The organism is Kitasatospora sp. NPDC048715 (assembly GCF_043198905.1).
GTDB classification, from domain to species: domain Bacteria; phylum Actinomycetota; class Actinomycetes; order Streptomycetales; family Streptomycetaceae; genus Kitasatospora; species Kitasatospora lactacystinica.
Map to the genome: position 1 here is coordinate 448,653 of NZ_JBICVH010000004.1, position 18,797 is coordinate 467,449.

Below are 18,797 nucleotides of genomic sequence, written 5' to 3' on the forward strand. Positions count from 1 at the left end.
CTCCTCACGGTGGACGAAGATCGATTCGCCCCGGAGTGACGCGACGTGGGCCGTGCCCGGTTCCGGCTCGGGCCGTGCCCGTTCCGGCTCGGGCGGCGCCCGTTCCGGCTCAGCCGGTGCCCGGTTCTGGCTCAGCCCGCGTGGGCCTCGTCCAGCAGCGCCAGCTCCTCGGCCGACAGCCGCAGCGCCCCGGCGGCGATGTTGTCCTCCAGGTGCGCCACGTCGCCGGTGCCCGGGATGGCCAGCACGTGCGGGCCGCGGTGCAGGGTCCAGGCCAGCCGCACCTGCGCGGTGCTCACCCCGCGCGCCTCGGCCACCGCCCGGACCTGGGTGGCCTCGGCCTCGCCGGCGCCGCCCTCCCGCCCGGCCCCGGCGATCGCGTAGAAGGGGACGAAGGCGATGCCCTGCTCCCCGCAGGTCCGCAGCACCTCGTCCTGCGCCGGCGTGGCTCCGATGCCGTACGGGTTCTGCACGCAGACCACCGGCGCGATGGTCTGCGCCTCGGCGAGCTGGTGCGGGTGGATGTTGGACAGGCCCAGCCGGCGGATCAGCCCGGCCCGGCACAACTCGGCCAGCGCGCCGAAGCGTTCGGCGACCGAGTCGGTGCCGAGGACGCGCAGGTTCACCAGGTCGAGGTGGTCGCGGCCGAGCTGACGCAGGTTCTGCTCCACCTGGGCGCGCAGCCGCTCGGGGGTGCGGGCGTGCTCGACCCACTCGCCGTCGAGGCCGCGGCCGGGGCCGACCTTGGTGGCGATCACCAGGTCGTCGGCGTACGGCGCGAGCGCCCGGTTGATCAGCTCGTTGGCGGAGCGCAGCGGGGAGAAGTAGAAGGCGGCGGTGTCGATGTGGTTGACGCCCAGCTCGACCGCGCGGCGCAGCACCCGCAGCGCCTGCTCGCGGTCGCGGGGGACGGCGTGCGGGACGAGTGCCGGGCCGGTCTGGGGCAGGCGCATGGTGCCGAAGCCGATCCGGTGGACGGTGCGGTCGCCGAGCTTCCAGGTACCGGAGGCGGCGGCCGTGACGGGGGTGGTGGCCGTGACGGGGGCGGCGGGGGTGACGGGGGTGTTCGCAACTGCGCTCGAAGTCATGCCCATGATGATCACTGCTGCACCGGCCTGAGCGCCAACGATTCGACCATGTGTGAATCCACGGGGGTGAGCTCGCCCACCGGGCCGGGCGGTCGGCGCTGCACGCGCGGGCGGCGTCGGCGGAGGAGTGAGCGGGTGTTGCTCCGTGCGCCGGCATGTCGCCCCGGATGCCGGTGTCGTCGGGCCGCAGGCGCCGGACGGCCGTAATGTGCGGGACATGACACCCAATCGAGGTCCCCGGCAAGGCCCCCGGCATCCCCGGCGCCCCCGGCGGCGCCGCCGTCGGACCGTTCTCGTCGCCGCGCTGCTCGGGGCCGCCGTCGGCGCCGTCGCGCTCGCCGGGGCACCGGTGCGGTCGGCCGCCGCACCCGCCGCCGCCCCGGCCTCCGCCGCACCCGCCGCCGACACCCGGCTCCGCCCGGCCGGCGCACCGCCGACCGTGTACGCGCACCGCGGCGCCTCCTCCGCAGCGCCGGAGAACACCCTGGTGTCGGACGAGGTGGCCCGCCGGGCGGGCGCCGAGTGGGTCGAGAACGACGTCCAGCCCAGCAGGGACGGCGTCCCGTACGTGCTGCACGACGACACCGTGGACCGCACCACCGACGGCACCGGCCGGATCCGCGAGCTGACCGCCGCCCAACTGGACGCGCTGGACGCCGGCTCCTGGTTCGCCCCGGCCTACGCGGGCACCCGCCTGCCGACCCTGGTCGCCCAGTTGGAGGACCTGCGCACCCGCGGTGGCCGGCTGCTGCTGGAGATCAAGGGGCCGCACAGCCGCGACGAGGTCGCCCGGATCGTCCGGGAGGTGCGCGACCACGGCATGGCCGACCGGGTCATGGTCCAGAGCTTCGAGGTCGACGCCCTGCGCCACACCCGCGAACTGGCCCCCGAGCTGCCGCTCGCACTGCTCCGCTCCACGCTGGACGCCGACCCGGTCGCCACCGCCCGGGACCTCGGCCTGGCCGCCTACCACCCCTCGGACGAGGCGCTCTCCGCCCGCCCCGGCGCGGTCGGGGAACTGCATGCCGCCGGGGTGGCGGTCAACGTCTGGACGGTCGACCTGCCCGCCCGCTGGAGGGCCCTCACGACGGCGGGCGTGGACGGGATCATCACCAACCGCCCGGCGGAGCTGGCCGGTTGGGCCGCGGCCTGGTCGGCGTCGGGCGCCGCCGGTTAGGCTGCCCGGCGTGGAGCAGGAGAACGGGGCGGGCGCTCGGCCGACGGACGACCGGGCCGCCGAGGAGTGGGTCCGCAGGCACTTCGGCCTGGTCCCGGAGCCGCAGGGCTCGCTGACCGCCTTCGACGGTCGCCTCGTCGTCGACCTGGACACCCGGCTCGTCACCATGGACGGCCGCGAGGTGCGGCTCGACCGTGCCGACGTCAAGCTGCTGCGCGGCCTGATCGAGCTGGGCGAGGGCGTGCACCAGGCGTACTCGATCATGTGGAAGGTCTACAACGCACCGTTCCACCCCCACGAGCTGACGTTCCCGATGACGCGGCTGAGGTGGAAACTCGGCGAGCCCTCCTGGATCGTGCGGACCGAGGAGGGCTACGGCCTGCGGCCCCCCGAGCTGCCGTAGCCGGACGGGGACCGTCATCGAAGCCCGACCCGCCGCGCCGGGTGGCGGAGGCCTCTGCGAGAGTGCGGGCATGACGCCTCCGATCCTCAGCTGCGCCGTCCTGGACGACTACCAGGGCGTCGCCACCAGCAGCGCCGACTGGTCCCCGGTGGCGGGCCGGGTCTCGGTGACGGCCTTCCGCGAGCACTTCGGCTCGGAGGACGAGCTGGCCGCCGCGCTCGCCGGGTTCGACATCGTGGTCACCCTGCGCGAGCGGGTGCCCTTCCCGGCCTCGCTGTTCGCCCGGCTGCCGCGGCTCCGGCTGCTGGTCGCCTCCGGGATGCGCAACGCGGCGATCGACCTCGCGGCCGCGCAGGCGCACGGGGTGACGGTCTGCGGCACCGCCAGCTCTGGCACCCCGCCGGTCGAGCTGACGTGGGCGCTGCTGCTCGGACTGGCCCGCGGCATCGTCCAGGAGAACACCGCGCTGCGCGAGGGCGGCCCCTGGCAGAGCACCGTCGGCGCCGACCTGCACGGCCGCACGCTCGGGCTGCTCGGCCTCGGCCGGATCGGCGGCCGGGTGGCCCGGGTCGGCCTGGCCTTCGGCATGGACGTGGTGGCCTGGAGCCGGAGCCTGACCGACGAGCGGGCCGCCGGGGCGGGCGTGCGGCGCGCGGCCGACAAGGAGGAGCTGCTCCGCGAGAGCGACTTCGTCTCGATCCACCTCGCCCTCAACCCGGGCACCCGGGGGCTGATCGGCGCGGCCGAGCTGGACCTGATGAAGCCCGGGGCGTACCTGGTCAACACCTCCCGGGCGGCGATCGTCGACCAGGACGCGCTGCTCACCGCGCTCACCGGCGGCCGGATCGCGGGCGCGGGCGTCGACGTCTTCGACATCGAACCGCTGCCCGCCGACCATCCGATGCGCACCGCTCCCCGGCTGCTGGCCACCCCGCACCTGGGGTACGTGTCGCAGGACAACTACCGGCGCTACTACGAGGAGGCGGTGGAGGACATCGCGGTGTTCCTGGCGGGCGAACCGATCCGTCGGCTGGGCTGACGCCTCCTGCGCCAGGGGCTCCTCCGCCGCATACTGACGGCATGACGGGTGGAGACGGCGGCCGGGCCGCGGGCCGGCGCGGGGTGCTGCGGGCGGGCGCGGCGGCGCTGGTGCTGGGTGCGGCGGGGTGTACGGGCGGGAGCAGGCCGCGGGCCGCGAGCACCGGCCCGGCCGCTACGACGCCCGTAGCTACGACGCCCGTAGCTACGACGCCCGCCGCTACGACGCCCGCCGCCACGAGTAGCGCCGGAACGCCCGCGCGGACACCGACCCCGCTGCCCCGGCCGCCCCTCTGGCAGCCCGGCCCCGGCGAGATCCAGCCCGACGTCAAGCGCCGCGCCGTCGAGCTGGTCGCCGCGCTCGGCGCCTGGCCGCCCGGCGGGCAGGGCACGGAGGCGGCCCGTGCCCGGGTGGCGGCGCTCGGCCTGCCGCCCGCGCTGGCCGACGCCGCGGGTCCGCTCGCCCCGGCGGCGGCCGAGGCGAGCCTGGAGGTGATCGTCGCCCAGTACGGCGGCATCCTCGACGACTCGGCGAGCGTGCTCGTGGTCTGCCGTCAGTGGACGCGCGGTCCGGACGGTTCGGTGGCCGAGGGCGGCACCACGGTGGACGTCCGGCTGAGCCGGGCCGAGCCGCGCTGGACGGTCACCGAGCTGCACCCGGGAGCGGCGGGCCCGGCGGCCGCCGCACCGCCGCCCGCGGTGGCCCGGGTGCTGGCCGAGCCCCGGATCGAGCTGCCGCCCGAGGCCGCCGCCGACCTGCGCAGCGGCACCGTGCACGACAGCGTGCTGGAGGCGATGCTGCGGCTGGCCGGCCCGTACACGCTCTCGGTGAGCGTGGTGCGGACCGGCCACCCGCTGGACGTCTTCGGGACGACCCGGCCCAGCGACCATCCGCTGGGCCGGGCCTTCGACGTCTGGCGGATCGACGGGCTGGCCGTGGTCGACCCGGGTACGTCCCGGCAGCTGGTCGAGTCCTTCATGCGGGACGCGGCCGCCGCCGGTTCGTACAACGTGGGCGGGCCGGTGGCGATCCCGGGCGCCGGCAACCGGTTCTTCACCGACGACACCCACCACGACCACTGCCACGTGGGGTTCAACCACTAGGCATTCAGCTGACGTTGACCCCGCTCCAGGCCGCCGCGACCGCGTTGTACTCGGTGCTGGAGGCGCCGTACAGGTCGCGGGCCGCGTTCAGGGAGGCGGCGCGGGCGCCCTTGTAGTTGGTGGTGGAGGTCATGTAGACGGTCAGCGCGCGGTACCAGATCTTGGCGATCTTGTCGTGGCCGATGCCGGTCACCGTGGAGCCGTTGCAGGTCGGGCTGTTGTAGGTGACGCCGTTGATGGTCTTGCTGCCGCTGCCCTCGCTGGCCAGGTAGAACCAGTGGTTGCCGACGCCCGAGGAGTAGTGCACGTCGAGCCTGCCGACGCTGCTGCTCCAGCAGTCGGCCGAGGAGCCGTCCAGCGAGGGCTTGTCGAAGCGGCGCAGCCACGGCGGGGTGGACTGGTCGCTGAACAGGTAGTCGCCGGTGTCGACGCTGTTGTTGGCGTACCACTCGACCATGGTGCCGAAGATGTCGCTGGTGGACTCGTTGAGGCCGCCGGACTCGCCGCTGTAGCGCAGGTTGGCGGTGGCGCTGGTGACGCCGTGGGTCATCTCGTGGCCCATGGTGTCGAGGTCGACCTGCTCCGGGTCGCTGCTGCCGTTGCCGTCGCCGGTCATCATGCAGAAGCAGCTGTCGGACCACTGGGCGTTGTCCCAGTTGGTGCCGACGTGGACGAAGACGGTGGCGCCCTTGCCGTCGTTCTTGATGCCGCTGCGGCCGTGGACGTTCTTGTAGTAGTCGTACGTCCAGGCGGTGTTGGCGTGGGCGTCGACGGCGGCGGTGGAGCGGTCGGTGGAGAACTTCTTCCCGTCGCCCCAGACGTTGGTGGTGCTGGTGAACGCGGTGCCGGAGGTCGCCTTGATCGAACTCGCGGAGAGGTTGTTGGCGTCCTTGGTGACGTGGCCGCGGACCGGGTCGGTCAGGGTGTAGCCGCCGCCGGACTTGGCGGTGGTGTCGATGCTGATCCTGCCGGTGTACTCGGAGTTCCCGGTGCCGGTCGCCTGGTGCTCGGCGTCGTAGGACTCGATCTGCTCGCCGGTGGTGGCGTCGGTGACGACGACCTTGCCGGCCGGCTCGCCGTGCGCGCCGGTGCCCTCGACGGTGGTGCGCCAGGCCAGCCGGGGCGTGCCGTCGGCGGCCCAGACGACCAGCTCGGGGGTGCTGACGGCGTCCTGGACGCCCGGGGCGGCGGCGAGCGCGCCGGCCGCGCCGGACTGCGCGGTCACCTTCGGGACGGTCGACTTGACGGCGGCGTCGTGGGCGGCCGCGCGGGAGGAGTCCTTGAGCCTTCCCTTGGCGTCCTGGTGGACGACCAGGTCGCCGCCGACCACCGGCAGGCCCTGGAAGGTGCGGTCGAAGCGGACGTGCGAGGCGCCGTCGGCGTCCAGCACGACGTCCTTGAGCACGAGGCCCTGGCCGGCGCCGAAGCCGAACACCCCCGCGTTGTGGGTGACGTTGGCGCGGGCCTGGGATATCGCGGCCTCGCGCGGGGCGGTGGCGGCGGAGGCCGTGGCGGCCGGGACGGTGGCGCCGGCGAGGGCGGCGACGACCGCGACGGCTCCGGCCACGCGGGCACGGCGGGAGGAAGGCGTGGGGGTCACTCTGACTCCAGTGGGGGTAGCTGTGCAGGGAAAGGAGCTGCGTCAGAGATTGACCGGGGTCAGTCAGATTCAGCTAGGGGGAAGGTCATAACTTTGCCAAGTCGTGTCCTTGGTCGATAAAAAATGATCAGAACTTAACAAGGGGTCTACAGTGCCGTCGTGACGATCGACTACCTGTGGCGCGGCCCGCTCACCGACCCCGAACTCGACACCCTGCACGCCGAAGGCTTCGGCCACCCCGGGGAACCGGGCGACCGGATCGCCCGCCTGGAGCGGCACAGCCTCGGCTGGGTCACCGCCCGGCGCACCGCCGACGACGCCCTGGTCGGCTTCGTCAACCTCGCCTGGGACGGCGGCGCCCACGCCTTCCTGCTCGACACCGTGGTCGCCCCGGACGCCCGGCGGCAGGGCATCGCCACCCGGCTGGTCGCCGAGGCCGCCGACGGCGCCCGCGCGGCCGGCTGTACCTGGCTGCACGTCGACTACGAGCCCCACCTGCGCCCCTTCTACCTCGACGCCTGCGGCCTGCGCCCCACCGACGCGGGGCTGTTGGCGCTCTGACCACACGCCCTAGGCTTCCGTCCCATGGACGGATGGGTGGGGGCCTGGACCGGTGGCCGGGCGGCGGTCCACGTGGGCGACGTGGCGGACTTCAACGCGCAGTTCCTCGCACCCGGCATGGACGAGGCCCAGCGCCTGCGTCGGCTGCGGCAGGCGCACCACTACGCCTGCCTGGCCGTCTGCTACAGCCCCGAACCGGCCCTGCTGGTCCTGCCCGCCGAGGTCGCTCCCGAGTGGACCGACTGGCTGGCCCGGGAGTTGGCCTGGGGCCCGGTCGAGGTGCACAGCGGTGTGGCGCCGGACCGGACGGTGGCCGAGGCGCTCGCCGCCCGCCCCGCCCTGGCTGCCCGGATCGCCGACTCCGGCCGCCCGGTGGTGAGTTGGGGGCGGAACGCCGCGCACGGCGAGGGGCCCGAGCTGGCCGCCGTGCGCCGCTACGAGTCCAAGGCCGCCGCCCACGAGCTGTTCGCCGCCCTCGCCCCCGGGCACCCGGGGATCGTGGTCCCGGACCAGGAGCGCCCGGCCGGCCGCCGCCGGGCCGCCCGTCGGCTCACCGCCCGCGCCGTCCGCGGGCGGACCACCGTACTGAAGAGCCCGTACGGCGTCGGCGGCTACGGCACCGTGGTGGTGGAGCCCGCCGAGCTGTTCGCGGCGGGCGGCGGCAGGGCGCTGCTGCGGCACCTGGTGCGTACCGAAGTCCTGCCGCCCGAGGGTGAGTTGCTGCTGGAGGAGTACGTCGATCCGGGCCCGGCGGCCCGGCTGCGCGACCTCACCTACGACGCCCTGGTCGGCCAGGACGGCACCGTCCACCCGGTCGGCGCCGGTGCCATGGACGTGGCCGGCACCCGCTACCAGGGCGTCACCGTCGGCCCCGGCGTGCTGCCGAAGGAAGCCGCCGACACCGCCCGCCGGTTCGCCCTGGCGGTGGGGGAGCGGCTGGCCGCTGAGGGCTACCGCGGCTGGTACGACGTCGACTTCGTCACCGACCGGGAGCGCCGGCTCGCCCCCACCGAGATCAACCTGCGGCTCACCGGCCCGGCCGTCGCCTTCGTGCTGGCCGCCCGCCTCGACCGGGTGCGCGGCCCCGGCCACCTGGTGCGCACCCTGGACGGGATGCCGCTCGGCGCCCGGCTCGCCCCGGCCGCGCTGCACGACCACCTGGAACGGCTGCGCCCGCGCTGCGCCCGGCTCGGCGTCACCCTGCTGCCGCTGATCCCGACCGCCTGCCACGACCCGGAGCCCGTCGTCGGCCTCGCCCTCGCCGGGCCGGACGCCGAGGCGCTGGACGCGGCCGAGGCGCTGGTCGAGGCCGCGAACCAGGGGCTGACCGGGATGTTCGAGGCGCTCAGGTGATGTTCGAGGCGCTCAGAGATGCCGGCCCTTCCTTTCGCCCCCTCCGGCCGGAGGCTGCCAGAGCATGAACCGGATCAGCACCAGCGCCGCGAGCATCAGCGGGACGTTGAACGCGAACACCATCACGGTCTCGCGCAGCCAGTCCGTGGCCTTGGTGAGCCGGTACAGGTTGTCCTGCGGCCACCAGTTGACCAGCAGCCAGGTGATCGCCAGGTGGGCCAGCGCCGAGAGCCGGACCGGCCTGCCCTGCCGCAGGACGGCCTCGAAGCCGGCACCGAACCAGACGAGCCCGGCGCCGAACGCCAGGTTCTCGCACAGATAGAGCAGCCGGAACCAGCCGCTGTACGGGGAGGGGACGCCGGTGAGATCGGTCGATCCGGGGAAGAGCACATCGGTCATCGCCCACGCGCCCGCGGCGAAGATCAGCACGCAGAAGACCGCGCCGCAGCCGCTCCCGACGTCCGAGTCCCCGGAACCGCCGCCCGCCTTGCCGCCGCTCCGGCCGCCGCCCCCGGTCTTGCCGCCGCTCCGGCCGCCACCGGCCTTGGCGGAGCGCCGGGCGGCGTGTCCCGGCGGGGCCGGCAGCGGCAGGGCCGCGCGGTTCAGCTTGCCGGCCCGGGTGCGCGGCAGCTCGGGAACCGGGACGACGGCGGCGGGCACCGACTGGCCCCTGAGCGCGGTCCTCAGGTACTGGGAGAGCGACCAGCCGTCGGCGCCGTCCGTGCCCGGCTCGGTCACCGCGTAGCCGACCAACTGCGGCTTCCCCGGCACCGTCTCCACCTCGACGACGGCCGCCTCCCGCACCGCCGGGTGCCCGCGCAGCACGCCCTCCGCGCGGACCGCCGCCCGGACCCGCGCCAGCACGCTTGTCGGCCGTCTCGTGCCGAGCGGTCCGATCACGGTCGCGGCCCGGGCGGTGAACTCCAGCACGCCGTCCGCCCGCAGCACCCCGAGGTCGCCGGTCAGCAGCACCCGGCCGTCCGGGTCGAAGTCCGCCCGGACGAAGCGACGGGCGGTGTCCGTGGGCCGGTTGAGGTAGCCGCGGGTCAGGCCGGCGCCGGCGATCGCGATCTCGCCCGTCATGCCCTGCTTGGCGGGGGTGCGGTTCGGGCCGAGCACGTACACCCGGGTGCCGGGAAAGGGCCGGCCGACCAGCGAGACCCGTTCGGCGCCCTCGGCGGCGGCGGTGCCCCGCGCGTCGAAGTAGGTGCTGTCCACGGTGGCCTCGGCCAGCCCGTAGACGTTCAGCACCCGGGTGCCCGCGCCGAGCAGGCGTTGCAGGCCCAACTGCTCGTCCAGGTACCACTTCTCGGCGCCGACGGTGAGCAGCCGTACCCCGGGCAGGCCCGCGCCGGCCCCCGCGCCGCCGGCCTCGGCCAGCAGGGCGGTCAGCCGGCGCGCGGTGCGGACGTTCAGCTCCAGGACGGTGATCCGCTCCGCGGCCACCAGGGCGGGCAGCGCCCCGAGGTCGGCGGCGCGGTCCAGGGTGAGGTTGAACGGGGTGACCACCAGGGTGGCGCCGGTGCAGAGCGCACGCACCCAGTCGGCGGTGAAGACGTCGAACTCCAGGCTCGCCGTCTGCAGGATCCGGTCCTCGGCGGTCAGCTCGTACACCTCGCGCCAGCCCTCGTACGCGGCCAGCAGGTTGCGGTGCTCGACCAGCGCGCCGGCCGGCAGGCCGGTGGAACCGGAGGTGTAGAAGACGCAGGCGAGGTCCCCGGGGCCGGTCTCGGGCGGAGCGAACGGCGCCGTCACGAGTGTCTCCGTCGCGGGTGTCTCCGTCGTGGGTGTCTCCGTGTCGACGCAGACCAGCCGGGCCCCGCCGGCGTCCGCCAGCCGCACCCGGTGGCACTCCTCGGTGACCACCAGGTCCGGTGCGGCGTCCGCGAGCACGTGCCGCAGCAGCGCGTCCGGCGCGGCCGGTTCCAGCGGCACGAACGCCGCGCCCGCCTTCAGCACGGCCAGCAGCGCCACGTACACCTCGGTGCCCCGGCCGAGCGCGACCGCCGCCCGGCCGCCCGGGGCCAGGCCCCGCTCCGCCAGCACCGCGGCCAGCCGCCCGGCCCGCGCGTCCAGCTCCCCGTAGCTCAGCTCCCGCCCGCCGCAGCGCACGGCCACGGCCTCCGGCGCCAGCCGGGCCTGCCGTTCGACCAGCGCGTGCAGGGTGTCCACCCGCTCCCCGGTCATCCTCGTCCCCCTCGTCCCCGCTTCCCCTCGGAGGCACGATCCTCCTCCCAACTCCCTCCGGACAACAGGGTTCTGGCGCGTCCACCCCTCGGACGTCCGGGCCCGTCCACGGCCGACGGTTGTACTCTGCACGCGGACGGACGGCGCCGGCCCGTCCGGTGCGGCGCCCCGCCCGCACCCTGCCCGGCGCCGCGATCGGAGTCCCATGAATTCATCCGCCCCCGACTTCGACGGGCCGCTGCTGCGCACCCGGGACGTGGACGTCGTGCGCGACGGCCGCCACCTGTTGCGCGGGATCACCCTGGAGATCCGGCCGGGCGAGCACTGGGCGCTGCTCGGTCCGAACGGCGCGGGCAAGTCCACCCTGCTCGCGCTGCTCGGCGCGGTCTCCCACCCCACCCGCGGCGAGGTGGACGTGCTCGGGCGCCGGCTCGGCCGGGTGGACGTCCGCGAGCTGCGCGCCCACCTGGGGCACGTCAACCCGCGCCACCCGCTGCGTTCGCCGCTGACCGTGCGCGAGGTGGTGCTCACCGGGCACACCAACACGATCGAGCCGGAGTTCCACCGCAAGCCGGCCCCGGAGGCGCTGGAGCGGGCCGAGCGGCTGATCGACACGCTCGGGATGCGCGCGATGGCCGACGCCGCGTGGACCACGCTGTCCCAGGGCGAGCGCGGCCGGGCGCTGATCGCCCGCGCGCTGATGCCCAGCCCCCGGCTGCTGCTGCTCGACGAGCCCGCCACCGGGCTCGACCTGACCGCCCGCGAACTGCTGCTGGACAGTCTGGACCTGCTGCGCCACCAGCATCCGGAGCTGGCCAGCGTGCTGGTCACCCACCACCTGGAGGAGCTGCCGGAGAGCACCACCCACGCCCTGCTGCTGCGCGGCGGCGAGTGCGTCGCGGCCGGGCCGGTGGCGGAGGTGATGACGACGGAGCTGATCAGCGAGACCTTCGGGCACCCGATCAGGATCAGCCGCCACGAGGGCCGCTGGACGGCCCGGGCGGCCGCCCGCCGGACACCGGGAAGGTAACGGTTCAGGGGGTGGGTGTAGACGAAAAATCGTCTTTACGTAAGGTATGCCTTAGCTAATGATGGTCGGCTGGCCCCCAGCCGCCCGCACTGCCATGGCACACCCATGCCCTTTTCCGTTGGAGCCCGCATGTCCGCCCGTCGCCGTTCCACCGCAGCCGCGCTGCTCACCCTCGCCGTGGCGACCGCAACCCTGGCCGGCTGCGCGTCCAAGAAGGACGACAAGGCGGCCTCCTCCGGCGCGGTCACGGTGAACGCGACCGACACCGCCTGCGAGGTCTCCAGGACGACCTTCCCGGCCGGCCACGTCGTGCTGGACATCAGCAACAAGGGCTCCAAGACCACCGAGGTCTACGTCTACGGCGACGGCGACAAGATCGTCACCGAGCGCGAGAACATCGGCCCCGGCACCAAGGCCAGCATCAACGCCGAGATCAAGGCCGGCTCGTACGAGATCGCCTGCAAGCCCGGCATGGTCGGCGACGGCATCCGCGAGAAGATCACCGTCACCGGCGAGGGCGGCAGCGCCGCGCCGACCGACCCGCGCCTGGCCGCCGCCGTCACCGCCTACCGCACGTACGCCCAGGAGCAGGCCGACGCCACCATCCCGGCCGTCGAGGCCTTCGCCGCCGCGATCAAGTCCGGCGACCTGGAGAAGGCCAAGTCGCTGTACGCGCCCTCGCGCACCGGCTGGGAGCGCACCGAGCCGGTCGCCGAGAGCTTCGGCGACGTCGACCCGAAGACCGACACCCGCGAGGACAAGCTGGAGCAGGGCCAGGAGTGGACCGGCTGGCACAAGCTGGAGAAGTCGCTCTGGGCCGACGCGAAGATCGGCGACGACGAGAAGAAGCTCGCCGACCAGCTGGTCGCCGACCTCAAGGACTGGCAGAAGAAGATCCCCGAGGCCGAGATCACCGCGACCAGCATGGCCAACGGCGCCAAGGAGCTGCTGGACGAGGTCGCCACCAACAAGATCACCGGTGAGGAGGACCGCTACAGCCACACCGACCTGGCCGACTTCCAGGCCAACGTCGAGGGCGCGCAGAAGGCCTACGAGCTGCTGAAGCCGGTCGCCTCCGAGAAGGACGCGGAGCTCGCGAAGACGCTGGACTCCGAGTTCGCCGCCATCAACGCCCTGCTGGCCAAGTACAAGCAGGCCGACGGCACCTTCACCTCCTACGACAAGGTCACCGAGACCGAGCGCAAGGCCTTCTCCGACGCGGTCAACTCGCTGGGCGAGCCGCTGTCGAAGCTGGCCGCCGCCGTGGTCGTCAAGTAACCGGCCACCCCGCCCGAAGTACCCCGCCGACGCCGTGGCGGCCCGCGATCCGGGCCCCACGGCCTCCGTGGGTCAGCGCACAGTCCAGCACAGTAGAAGGGCCCGCCCGCCGATGGACGCGGAGAACGAGCAGCAGAACGGGACGCCGGCCACCGCCGACGCCTCCGGCACCAGGAGCGCGGTCAGCCGACGCGCCGTCATCGGCTGGGCCGGCGCGGGTGTCGCGCTCGGCGCCGCCGCCGTCGGCTCGGTGGCGGCCGCCACCCGGCAGGACGACGCCGTCCCGGTCGCCGCCCCGGTCGGCGCCGAGCTGCCGTTCTACGGCGAGCACCAGGCGGGCATCTCCACCCCGGTCCAGGACCGGCTGCACTTCGCCGCCTTCGACGTCTCCGAGAAGGCCACCCGGGAGTCCCTGGTCAAGCTGCTCAAGGAGTGGACCAAGGCGGCGGCCGCGATGACCGGCGGCCGCGAGGTCGGCACCGGCGCGGTGCCCGGCTCGCCGGAGGCGCCGCCGGACGACACCGGCGAGGCCCTCGGCCTGCCCGCCTCCCGGCTCACCCTGACCATCGGCTTCGGCCCGAGCCTGTTCGAGAAGGACGGCGTGGACCGCTTCGGCCTCCGGGCCAAGCGCCCCGAGGCCCTGATCGACCTGCCGAACTTCAAGGGCGACAAGCTCGACCCGACCCGCAGCGGCGGCGACCTCTGCGTCCAGGCCTGCGCCGACGACCCGCAGGTCGCCGTGCACGCGATCCGCAACCTGGCCCGGATCGGCATGGGCACCGTCAACATCCGCTGGTCGCAGCTGGGCTTCGGCAAGACCTCCTCGACCACCCCGGACGAGCAGACCCCGCGCAACCTGATGGGGTTCAAGGACGGCACCCACAACATCGCGGGCACCGACACCGGGAAGCTGGCCGACCACGTCTGGGCCGCGCCCGGCGACGGCCCGGAGTGGATGACCGGCGGCTCCTACCTGGTCGCCCGGCGGATCCGGATGCACATCGAGACCTGGGACCGCGCCTCGCTCAAGGACCAGGAGGACACCTTCGGCCGCACCAAGGGCGAGGGCGCCCCGTACGGCAAGGGCAAGGAGCACGACGCGCCGGACCTCAAGGCGATGCCCGCGACCTCGCACGTCGCGCTCGCCCACCCGGACGCCAACGACGGCCTGATGATCCTGCGCCGCGGCTTCTCCTTCACCGACGGCACCGACGGCCTCGGCCGCCTGGACGCCGGGCTGTTCTTCCTCGCCTACCAGCGCGACACCCGCAAGGCCTTCGTTCCGCTGCAGACCCGCCTCGCGGCGAGCGACAAGCTCAACGAGTACATCCAGCACGTCGGCTCCGCCCACTTCGCCTGCCCGGCGGGCGTGCGCAAGCCGGGGGAGTGGTGGGGCCAGGCCCTGCTCGGCTGACCCCACCCGCCCCCCCGGTACCACCTCTACACCCCCCCAGGAGCCCGCGTGTTCGGCAACTACCTGATCGGCCTGCGCGAAGGCCTCGAAGCCAGCCTGGTCGTCTGCATCCTGATCGCCTACCTGGTCAAGACCGGCCGCAAGGACCGGCTGCCGCCGGTGTGGATCGGCGTCGGCTCGGCCGTGGCGCTCTCCATGGCCTTCGGCGCGCTGCTGCAGTTCGGCTCCTCGCAGCTCACCTTCGAGGCCCAGGAGGCGCTCGGCGGCTCGCTGTCGATCATCTCGGTCGGCCTGGTGACCTGGATGGTGTTCTGGATGCGGCGCACCGCCCGGCACCTGAAGACCGAGCTGCACGGCAAGCTGGACGCGGCGATCGCGATGGGCACCACGGCCCTGGTGGTCACCGCCTTCCTGGCCGTCGGCCGCGAGGGCCTGGAGACCTCGCTGTTCATCTGGACCGCGGTCCAGGCCACCGGCGACGGCTGGAACCCGCTGATCGGCGCCGCGCTCGGCCTGCTCACCTCGGTGCTGCTCGGCTGGCTGTTCTACCGGGGCGCGCTGAAGATCAACCTGGCCAAGTTCTTCACCTGGACCGGCGCGATGCTGGTCGTGGTCGCGGCCGGCGTCCTCGCCTACGGCGTGCACGACCTCCAGGAGGCCGGCTGGCTGCCCGGTCTGCAGAGCACGGCCTTCGACATCTCCAGCACCATCCCCAAGGACAGCTGGTACGGCACCCTGCTGAAGGGCGTCTTCAACTTCCAGCCGGACCCGACGGTGCTCCAGCTGGTGATCTGGCTGCTCTACCTGGTCCCGACCCTGGCCGTGTTCTTCAACGTCCTCGGCGGGAAGAGCGGGAAGCCCGCCCGGCCGGTGGCCGCGAAGCCGGCCGCCTGATCCGCTCCTCCTCCACCCGTACCGCCCCGTCCGGCACCCGCCGGGCGGGGCGGTGTCGTGTGAGCGGCGCCAGTTCGCGCCAGTAGCGGCCGAAACCGGTCAGGAAAAGGAAGAAAACGGTCAGCTCTGACAAACTGCAGCCTCAATGGAACCGTTCTGCCACGGCCTTCGTACTTAGGGTGACAGACCCATGCCATTACTCACCCTTGGGGGGACCATGACCGTTCGCAGGCCTGCCAGGTTAGTCGCCGCCGGTGTCGCCGCCCTCGCGGCGACCGTCCTGCTGACCGCGTGCGACGACGTGAAGTACACCGACGACAAGCCGGGCGACCCGAAGGCGAGCGCCGCCGGGGCCACCGTCCCCGGCGACCCGATGGCCGGCCAGGCGGCCGGTTCGCGGTGCAAGAGCGACGAGATCACGGCCACCGTGCAGCTCAAGGGCGCGGGCTCGGCCATGCTGACGATCAAGAACAAGAGCGACCACAACTGCACCCTGTACGGGTACCCGGGCTTCGGCGGCCTGAAGGCCGACAACAGCGCGGACGCGCTGTCGGCCAACCGCGAGGCCCACCCCGGGCCGGCGGTGCTGGTCACCCTGAAGCCCAACAAGTCCGGCTACGCGGGCCTCAAGTGGAGCGCCTGCGACAAGTCGGACGCGACCTGCCACGTGCTCACCGGCCTCCAGATCACCGCGCCGGACGAGACCACGCCGGTCACCGCCGAGGTGCTCGGCACCGACGGCAAGCCGGCCGGCCAGCTGCTGGTCTCGGCCGCCGGGGTGACCACCGGCACGCTGCAGCCGAACAACGAGAAGGTCCTGTTCTGACCGGTGCTGTCCACCTGATGCCGCTCGGCCGACGACAGTCGCCCGACGACGCACCGGAGCCCCCGGGGCGGTTCGACGAGAACCGCCCCGGGGGCTCCGGGCTTCCGTACCTCCGGACCGCTACTGGCTCTTGATCGAGTCCAGGATGTCCAGCCTGGCCGCCCGGTGGGCCGGCCAGAGCGCGGCCAGCAGACCGATCACGGCGGCCGCGAGCAGGAAGCCGACGATCTGCACCGGCGGGACGACGGTGGTGATGCCCTTGAGGCTGTCCGCCAGCGTGCGCACGCCCGCCCAGGCGACCAGGATGCCGAGGCCGACACCCACCAGCCCGCCGAACAGCGCGATCAGCAGCGACTCCAGCCGGACCATCCGGCGGATGCCGAGCCGGTCCAGGCCGATCGCCCGCAGCATGCCGATCTCCCGGCGGCGCTCGAACACCGACATCGCCATGGTGTTGACCACGCCGAGCACCGCGATGACCACGGACATGCCGAGCAGGCCGTACATCATGTTCAGGATTCCGGTGATCATCTGGCGGTTCTCCGCCTTGATCTCCTTCGCGCCCTTGACCGCGATCAGCGGGTTGCCGCCGGTCGCGTCGCGCAGCGCCTGCTTCAGCTCCTCGGTCGCGCCGTTCGTGCCCTTGACCAGGACCTTCTCCAGGCCGGTGCCGGGCGCGAGGTGCGGGCCGACCACGGCCTCCGGGACGATGACCGAGGCCAGCGCGGTGTTGGCCTCCAGGATGCCGCCGACGGTCAGCGAGCCCTTGGCGCCGTCCGGGTAGGTGACGGCGAGGGTGTCGCCGACCTTGTAGCCGGCGTGCTCGGCGCGGCCCGAACTGACCAGCAGCCTGCCCTGCTTGAGGGCGTCCGCGGAGCCCTCCTTGACCTTGACGGTGGCCAGCTGGTCGATGGTCGCGGCGTCCACCGCGGTCATCCACTCGCTGTCCTCGCCGTTCTGCCCGGTCTTGACGGTGACGCTGCGCTCGGTGCTGATCACGCCGACGCCGGGCGCCTTGGCGATCTGGGCGGCGACCTCGGGGGAGAGCTTCGAGAAGTTCTGCATCGCGACCGTGTAGTCGGCCTTGAGGTCGGTCTCGGCGGCCTTGTCCACCGCCTGGTTCACCGAGGCGCCGATCACGGTCAGCGAGGTGATCAGGGTGACGCCGATGGTCAGCGCCGAGGCCGTGGCGGCGGTGCGGCGCGGGTTGCGGATCGCGTTCTCCTGGGCCAGCTTGCCCGGTGCGCCGTACACGGCGCGCAGCAGCGGGGCGAACAGCGCGATCAGCGGCCGGGACAGCAGCGGGGTCAGCACGAACACGCCGATCAGCAGCGCGCCGGCGCCGAGGCCGACCAGCTTGACCTCCTTGCCGGCCACACCTCCGGCCAGCGTGGCGAGGCCGGCCAGCGAGAACAGCAGGCCGATGGCGTTGCGGATCCGCAGGCCCTTCTGGGTGGCGGGCTGCTCGGCCGAGCTCATCGCCGCCACCGGGGCGATCCGGGAGGCCCGGCGGGCCGGCAGCCAGGCGGCCAGCACCGTCACCAGCACGCCGACCGCGAGCGCGGCGACCACCGTGGTCGGGGCGATGATCAGCGGGCCGTCCGGCAGGTTCGCGTCCATCGGGCCGTTGAGCAGCGACTTGAGTCCGGCGGCGATGCCGATGCCCGCCAGCAGACCGGTCACCGCGGCGGTCAGGCCGACCAGCACGGCCTCGATCAGCACCGAGCGGGTGATCTGGCGGCGGGTGGCGCCGACGGCGCGCAGCAGCGCCAGCTCCTTGGTGCGCTGGGCGACCAGCATGGTGAAGGTGTTGGCGATGATGAAGATCCCGACGAACAGCGCGATGCCCGCGAAGCCCATCAGGACGGTGGTCAGGACGGTGGTGCCCTTCCTGATCATCTCGTCCTGCTCGGCGGCGAGTTCACGGCCGGTCTTCGCCTCGATGAAGTCGCCCTGCGGGACGGCCTGCTTGACGGCGGTGAGCAGCGCGGCGTCGTCGGTGCCCGGCTTGGACCGGACGTCCAGCTCGGCGTAGCGGCCCGGGGTCAGGTAGAGCCGCTGGGCGGTGGCGGTGTCGAAGGCGGCCAGCGAGCCGCCGGCCACCACGCGCGGGTCGTTGGTGGTCAGGGTGCCGGTGAGCTTGAGCTTCATCACCGGGCCGTTGACCGCGACCCGGACGGTGTCGCCGACCTTGTAGCCGCCCTTCTCGGCGGTCTTGCGGTCCAGCGCGATCTCGGTGGCGTCCTTCGGGCCGCGGCCCTCGACCAGCGGGTAGCGCGGGTCGGTGCCGTCGGCACCCGGCACGTAGTTGGTGCCGGTGGTGGAGAAGCCGTTGCCGATCAGCGCGCCCTTGGTGTCGGCGATGCCGGCGAAGCCGCCGACCACGCCGCGGACCTCGGCGACGCCGGGCACCGCGGCGACCTTGGCACGGGTCTCCTCGGTGAGGGTCGGGCCGGCGATCTGCTCGCTGTGGTCGTCGCCGAGGTTGCGGGCCTCGCGGTCGGCGACCGTGACGGCGACGTCGGTGTAGCTCTTGGAGTTCTGGGTCCTCAGCGCGTTGCCGAAGGTGTCGGAGAAGACCAGCGTGCCGGACACGAAGGCGGTGCCGAGCATGACGGCCAGTACCGTCATCAGCAGCCGGCCCTTGTGGGCGAGCACATTGCGCAGTGCGGTGCGGAACATGGGGAGGCGTCAGTCCTGGGGGTACTCGGGGACGGGTGGCGTTTCGGGGGCCAGGGCTGGGGGCCTCAGCTGGTGCGGCCCTTGGCGTCGAAGCGGCGCATGCGGTCCAGGACGGTGTCGGCGGTGGGGTGGTGGAGTTCGTCGACGATGCGGCCGTCGGCG

General features: G+C 73.5%; 15 protein-coding genes and 1 pseudogene. 11 read left to right on the forward strand and 5 right to left on the reverse strand.

Translation table 11 applies throughout. The features are described 5' to 3' along the window. Positions 1-131: 131 nt before the first annotated feature. Positions 132-1,088 (reverse strand): aldo/keto reductase, encoded by a 957-nt coding sequence (locus tag ACGFSC_RS10940; RefSeq protein WP_359911036.1) that lies wholly within the window; start codon positions 1,086-1,088, stop codon positions 132-134. A gap of 217 nt (positions 1,089-1,305) precedes the next feature. Here ACGFSC_RS10940 and ACGFSC_RS10945 point away from each other — a divergent pair, with 217 nt between their 5' ends. The 4 genes from ACGFSC_RS10945 to ACGFSC_RS10960 all read left to right on the forward strand — a co-directional run bounded on the left by ACGFSC_RS10945 (position 1,306) and on the right by ACGFSC_RS10960 (position 4,810). Continuing rightward, positions 1,306-2,265, forward strand: a complete 960-nt coding sequence (locus tag ACGFSC_RS10945) for a glycerophosphodiester phosphodiesterase family protein (RefSeq protein WP_359911033.1) — start codon at positions 1,306-1,308, stop codon at positions 2,263-2,265. Positions 2,266-2,275: 10 nt separating this feature from the next. Further along, positions 2,276-2,668 carry a hypothetical protein gene (locus tag ACGFSC_RS10950; RefSeq protein WP_359911030.1) on the forward strand — a complete coding sequence of 131 codons (393 nt, stop codon included), beginning with the start codon at positions 2,276-2,278 and terminating at the stop codon, positions 2,666-2,668. Between the two features lie 70 nt (positions 2,669-2,738). Continuing rightward, complete coding sequence (locus ACGFSC_RS10955; protein ID WP_359911028.1) at positions 2,739-3,707, forward strand: D-2-hydroxyacid dehydrogenase family protein; 969 nt, start codon at positions 2,739-2,741, stop codon at positions 3,705-3,707. Positions 3,708-3,748: 41 nt separating this feature from the next. Beyond that, positions 3,749-4,810 (forward strand): hypothetical protein, encoded by a 1,062-nt coding sequence (locus tag ACGFSC_RS10960; protein WP_359911025.1) that lies wholly within the window; start codon positions 3,749-3,751, stop codon positions 4,808-4,810. Positions 4,811-4,814: 4 nt separating this feature from the next. Here the strand turns inward: ACGFSC_RS10960 and ACGFSC_RS10965 are convergent, their stop codons facing one another. Continuing rightward, a complete protein-coding gene (locus tag ACGFSC_RS10965) occupies positions 4,815-6,410 on the reverse strand; it encodes a M4 family metallopeptidase (protein ID WP_359911023.1) in 1,596 nt (531 codons plus the stop codon). A gap of 159 nt (positions 6,411-6,569) precedes the next feature. Here ACGFSC_RS10965 and ACGFSC_RS10970 point away from each other — a divergent pair, with 159 nt between their 5' ends. After that, positions 6,570-6,971 (forward strand): GNAT family N-acetyltransferase, encoded by a 402-nt coding sequence (locus ACGFSC_RS10970; RefSeq protein ID WP_359911020.1) that lies wholly within the window; start codon positions 6,570-6,572, stop codon positions 6,969-6,971. Positions 6,972-6,995: 24 nt separating this feature from the next. After that, entirely contained in the window at positions 6,996-8,324 is a 1,329-nt protein-coding gene (locus tag ACGFSC_RS10975) for a hypothetical protein (RefSeq protein WP_359911018.1), read from the forward strand. A gap of 12 nt (positions 8,325-8,336) precedes the next feature. Here the strand turns inward: ACGFSC_RS10975 and ACGFSC_RS10980 are convergent, their stop codons facing one another. Next, positions 8,337-10,511 carry an amino acid adenylation domain-containing protein gene (locus ACGFSC_RS10980; RefSeq protein ID WP_359911015.1) on the reverse strand — a complete coding sequence of 725 codons (2,175 nt, stop codon included), beginning with the start codon at positions 10,509-10,511 and terminating at the stop codon, positions 8,337-8,339. Positions 10,512-10,716: 205 nt separating this feature from the next. Here ACGFSC_RS10980 and ACGFSC_RS10985 point away from each other — a divergent pair, with 205 nt between their 5' ends. From ACGFSC_RS10985 to ACGFSC_RS11005, 5 genes are all read left to right on the forward strand, one after another. Next, positions 10,717-11,541: an ATP-binding cassette domain-containing protein gene (locus ACGFSC_RS10985; protein WP_359911012.1), complete on the forward strand. Its 825-nt coding sequence runs from the start codon at positions 10,717-10,719 to the stop codon at positions 11,539-11,541. A gap of 129 nt (positions 11,542-11,670) precedes the next feature. Beyond that, a complete protein-coding gene (efeO, locus tag ACGFSC_RS10990; RefSeq protein WP_359911009.1) occupies positions 11,671-12,819 on the forward strand; it encodes an iron uptake system protein EfeO in 1,149 nt (382 codons plus the stop codon). 112 nt (positions 12,820-12,931) lie between these two features. Further along, the gene (gene efeB / locus ACGFSC_RS10995) at positions 12,932-14,233 is read left to right on the forward strand and encodes an iron uptake transporter deferrochelatase/peroxidase subunit (protein ID WP_359911006.1); all 1,302 of its coding nucleotides are present in this window, start codon (positions 12,932-12,934) and stop codon (positions 14,231-14,233) included. A 48-nt stretch (positions 14,234-14,281) separates the two neighbouring features. After that, complete coding sequence (gene efeU, locus ACGFSC_RS11000; protein WP_359911003.1) at positions 14,282-15,127, forward strand: iron uptake transporter permease EfeU; 846 nt, start codon at positions 14,282-14,284, stop codon at positions 15,125-15,127. A gap of 217 nt (positions 15,128-15,344) precedes the next feature. Continuing rightward, the gene (locus ACGFSC_RS11005; protein ID WP_359911001.1) at positions 15,345-15,953 is read left to right on the forward strand and encodes a DUF4232 domain-containing protein; all 609 of its coding nucleotides are present in this window, start codon (positions 15,345-15,347) and stop codon (positions 15,951-15,953) included. Positions 15,954-16,073: 120 nt separating this feature from the next. Here ACGFSC_RS11005 and ACGFSC_RS11010 read toward each other — a convergent pair whose 3' ends face one another. Beyond that, positions 16,074-18,635 (reverse strand): FtsX-like permease family protein, encoded by a 2,562-nt coding sequence (locus ACGFSC_RS11010; protein ID WP_359910998.1) that lies wholly within the window; start codon positions 18,633-18,635, stop codon positions 16,074-16,076. A 65-nt stretch (positions 18,636-18,700) separates the two neighbouring features. Further along, positions 18,701-18,797: pseudogene (locus tag ACGFSC_RS11015) on the reverse strand (ABC transporter ATP-binding protein); the annotation flags it as partial.

What these genes read in the sequence shown, in the direction of transcription:
- ACGFSC_RS10940 (WP_359911036.1), bottom strand. Translation starts at nt 1,088, where the DNA reads ATGACTTCGAGCGCAGTTGCGAACACCCCCGTCACCCCCGCCGCCCCC.
- ACGFSC_RS10945 (WP_359911033.1), top strand. Translation starts at nt 1,306, where the DNA reads ATGACACCCAATCGAGGTCCCCGGCAAGGCCCCCGGCATCCCCGGCGC.
- ACGFSC_RS10955 (WP_359911028.1), top strand. Translation starts at nt 2,739, where the DNA reads ATGACGCCTCCGATCCTCAGCTGCGCCGTCCTGGACGACTACCAGGGC.
- ACGFSC_RS10960 (WP_359911025.1), top strand. Translation starts at nt 3,749, where the DNA reads ATGACGGGTGGAGACGGCGGCCGGGCCGCGGGCCGGCGCGGGGTGCTG.
- ACGFSC_RS10975 (WP_359911018.1), top strand. Translation starts at nt 6,996, where the DNA reads ATGGACGGATGGGTGGGGGCCTGGACCGGTGGCCGGGCGGCGGTCCAC.
- ACGFSC_RS10980 (WP_359911015.1), bottom strand. Translation starts at nt 10,511, where the DNA reads ATGACCGGGGAGCGGGTGGACACCCTGCACGCGCTGGTCGAACGGCAG.
- ACGFSC_RS10985 (WP_359911012.1), top strand. Translation starts at nt 10,717, where the DNA reads ATGAATTCATCCGCCCCCGACTTCGACGGGCCGCTGCTGCGCACCCGG.
- efeO (WP_359911009.1), top strand. Translation starts at nt 11,671, where the DNA reads ATGTCCGCCCGTCGCCGTTCCACCGCAGCCGCGCTGCTCACCCTCGCC.
- efeB (WP_359911006.1), top strand. Translation starts at nt 12,932, where the DNA reads ATGGACGCGGAGAACGAGCAGCAGAACGGGACGCCGGCCACCGCCGAC.
- ACGFSC_RS11005 (WP_359911001.1), top strand. Translation starts at nt 15,345, where the DNA reads ATGACCGTTCGCAGGCCTGCCAGGTTAGTCGCCGCCGGTGTCGCCGCC.
- ACGFSC_RS11010 (WP_359910998.1), bottom strand. Translation starts at nt 18,635, where the DNA reads ATGTTCCGCACCGCACTGCGCAATGTGCTCGCCCACAAGGGCCGGCTG.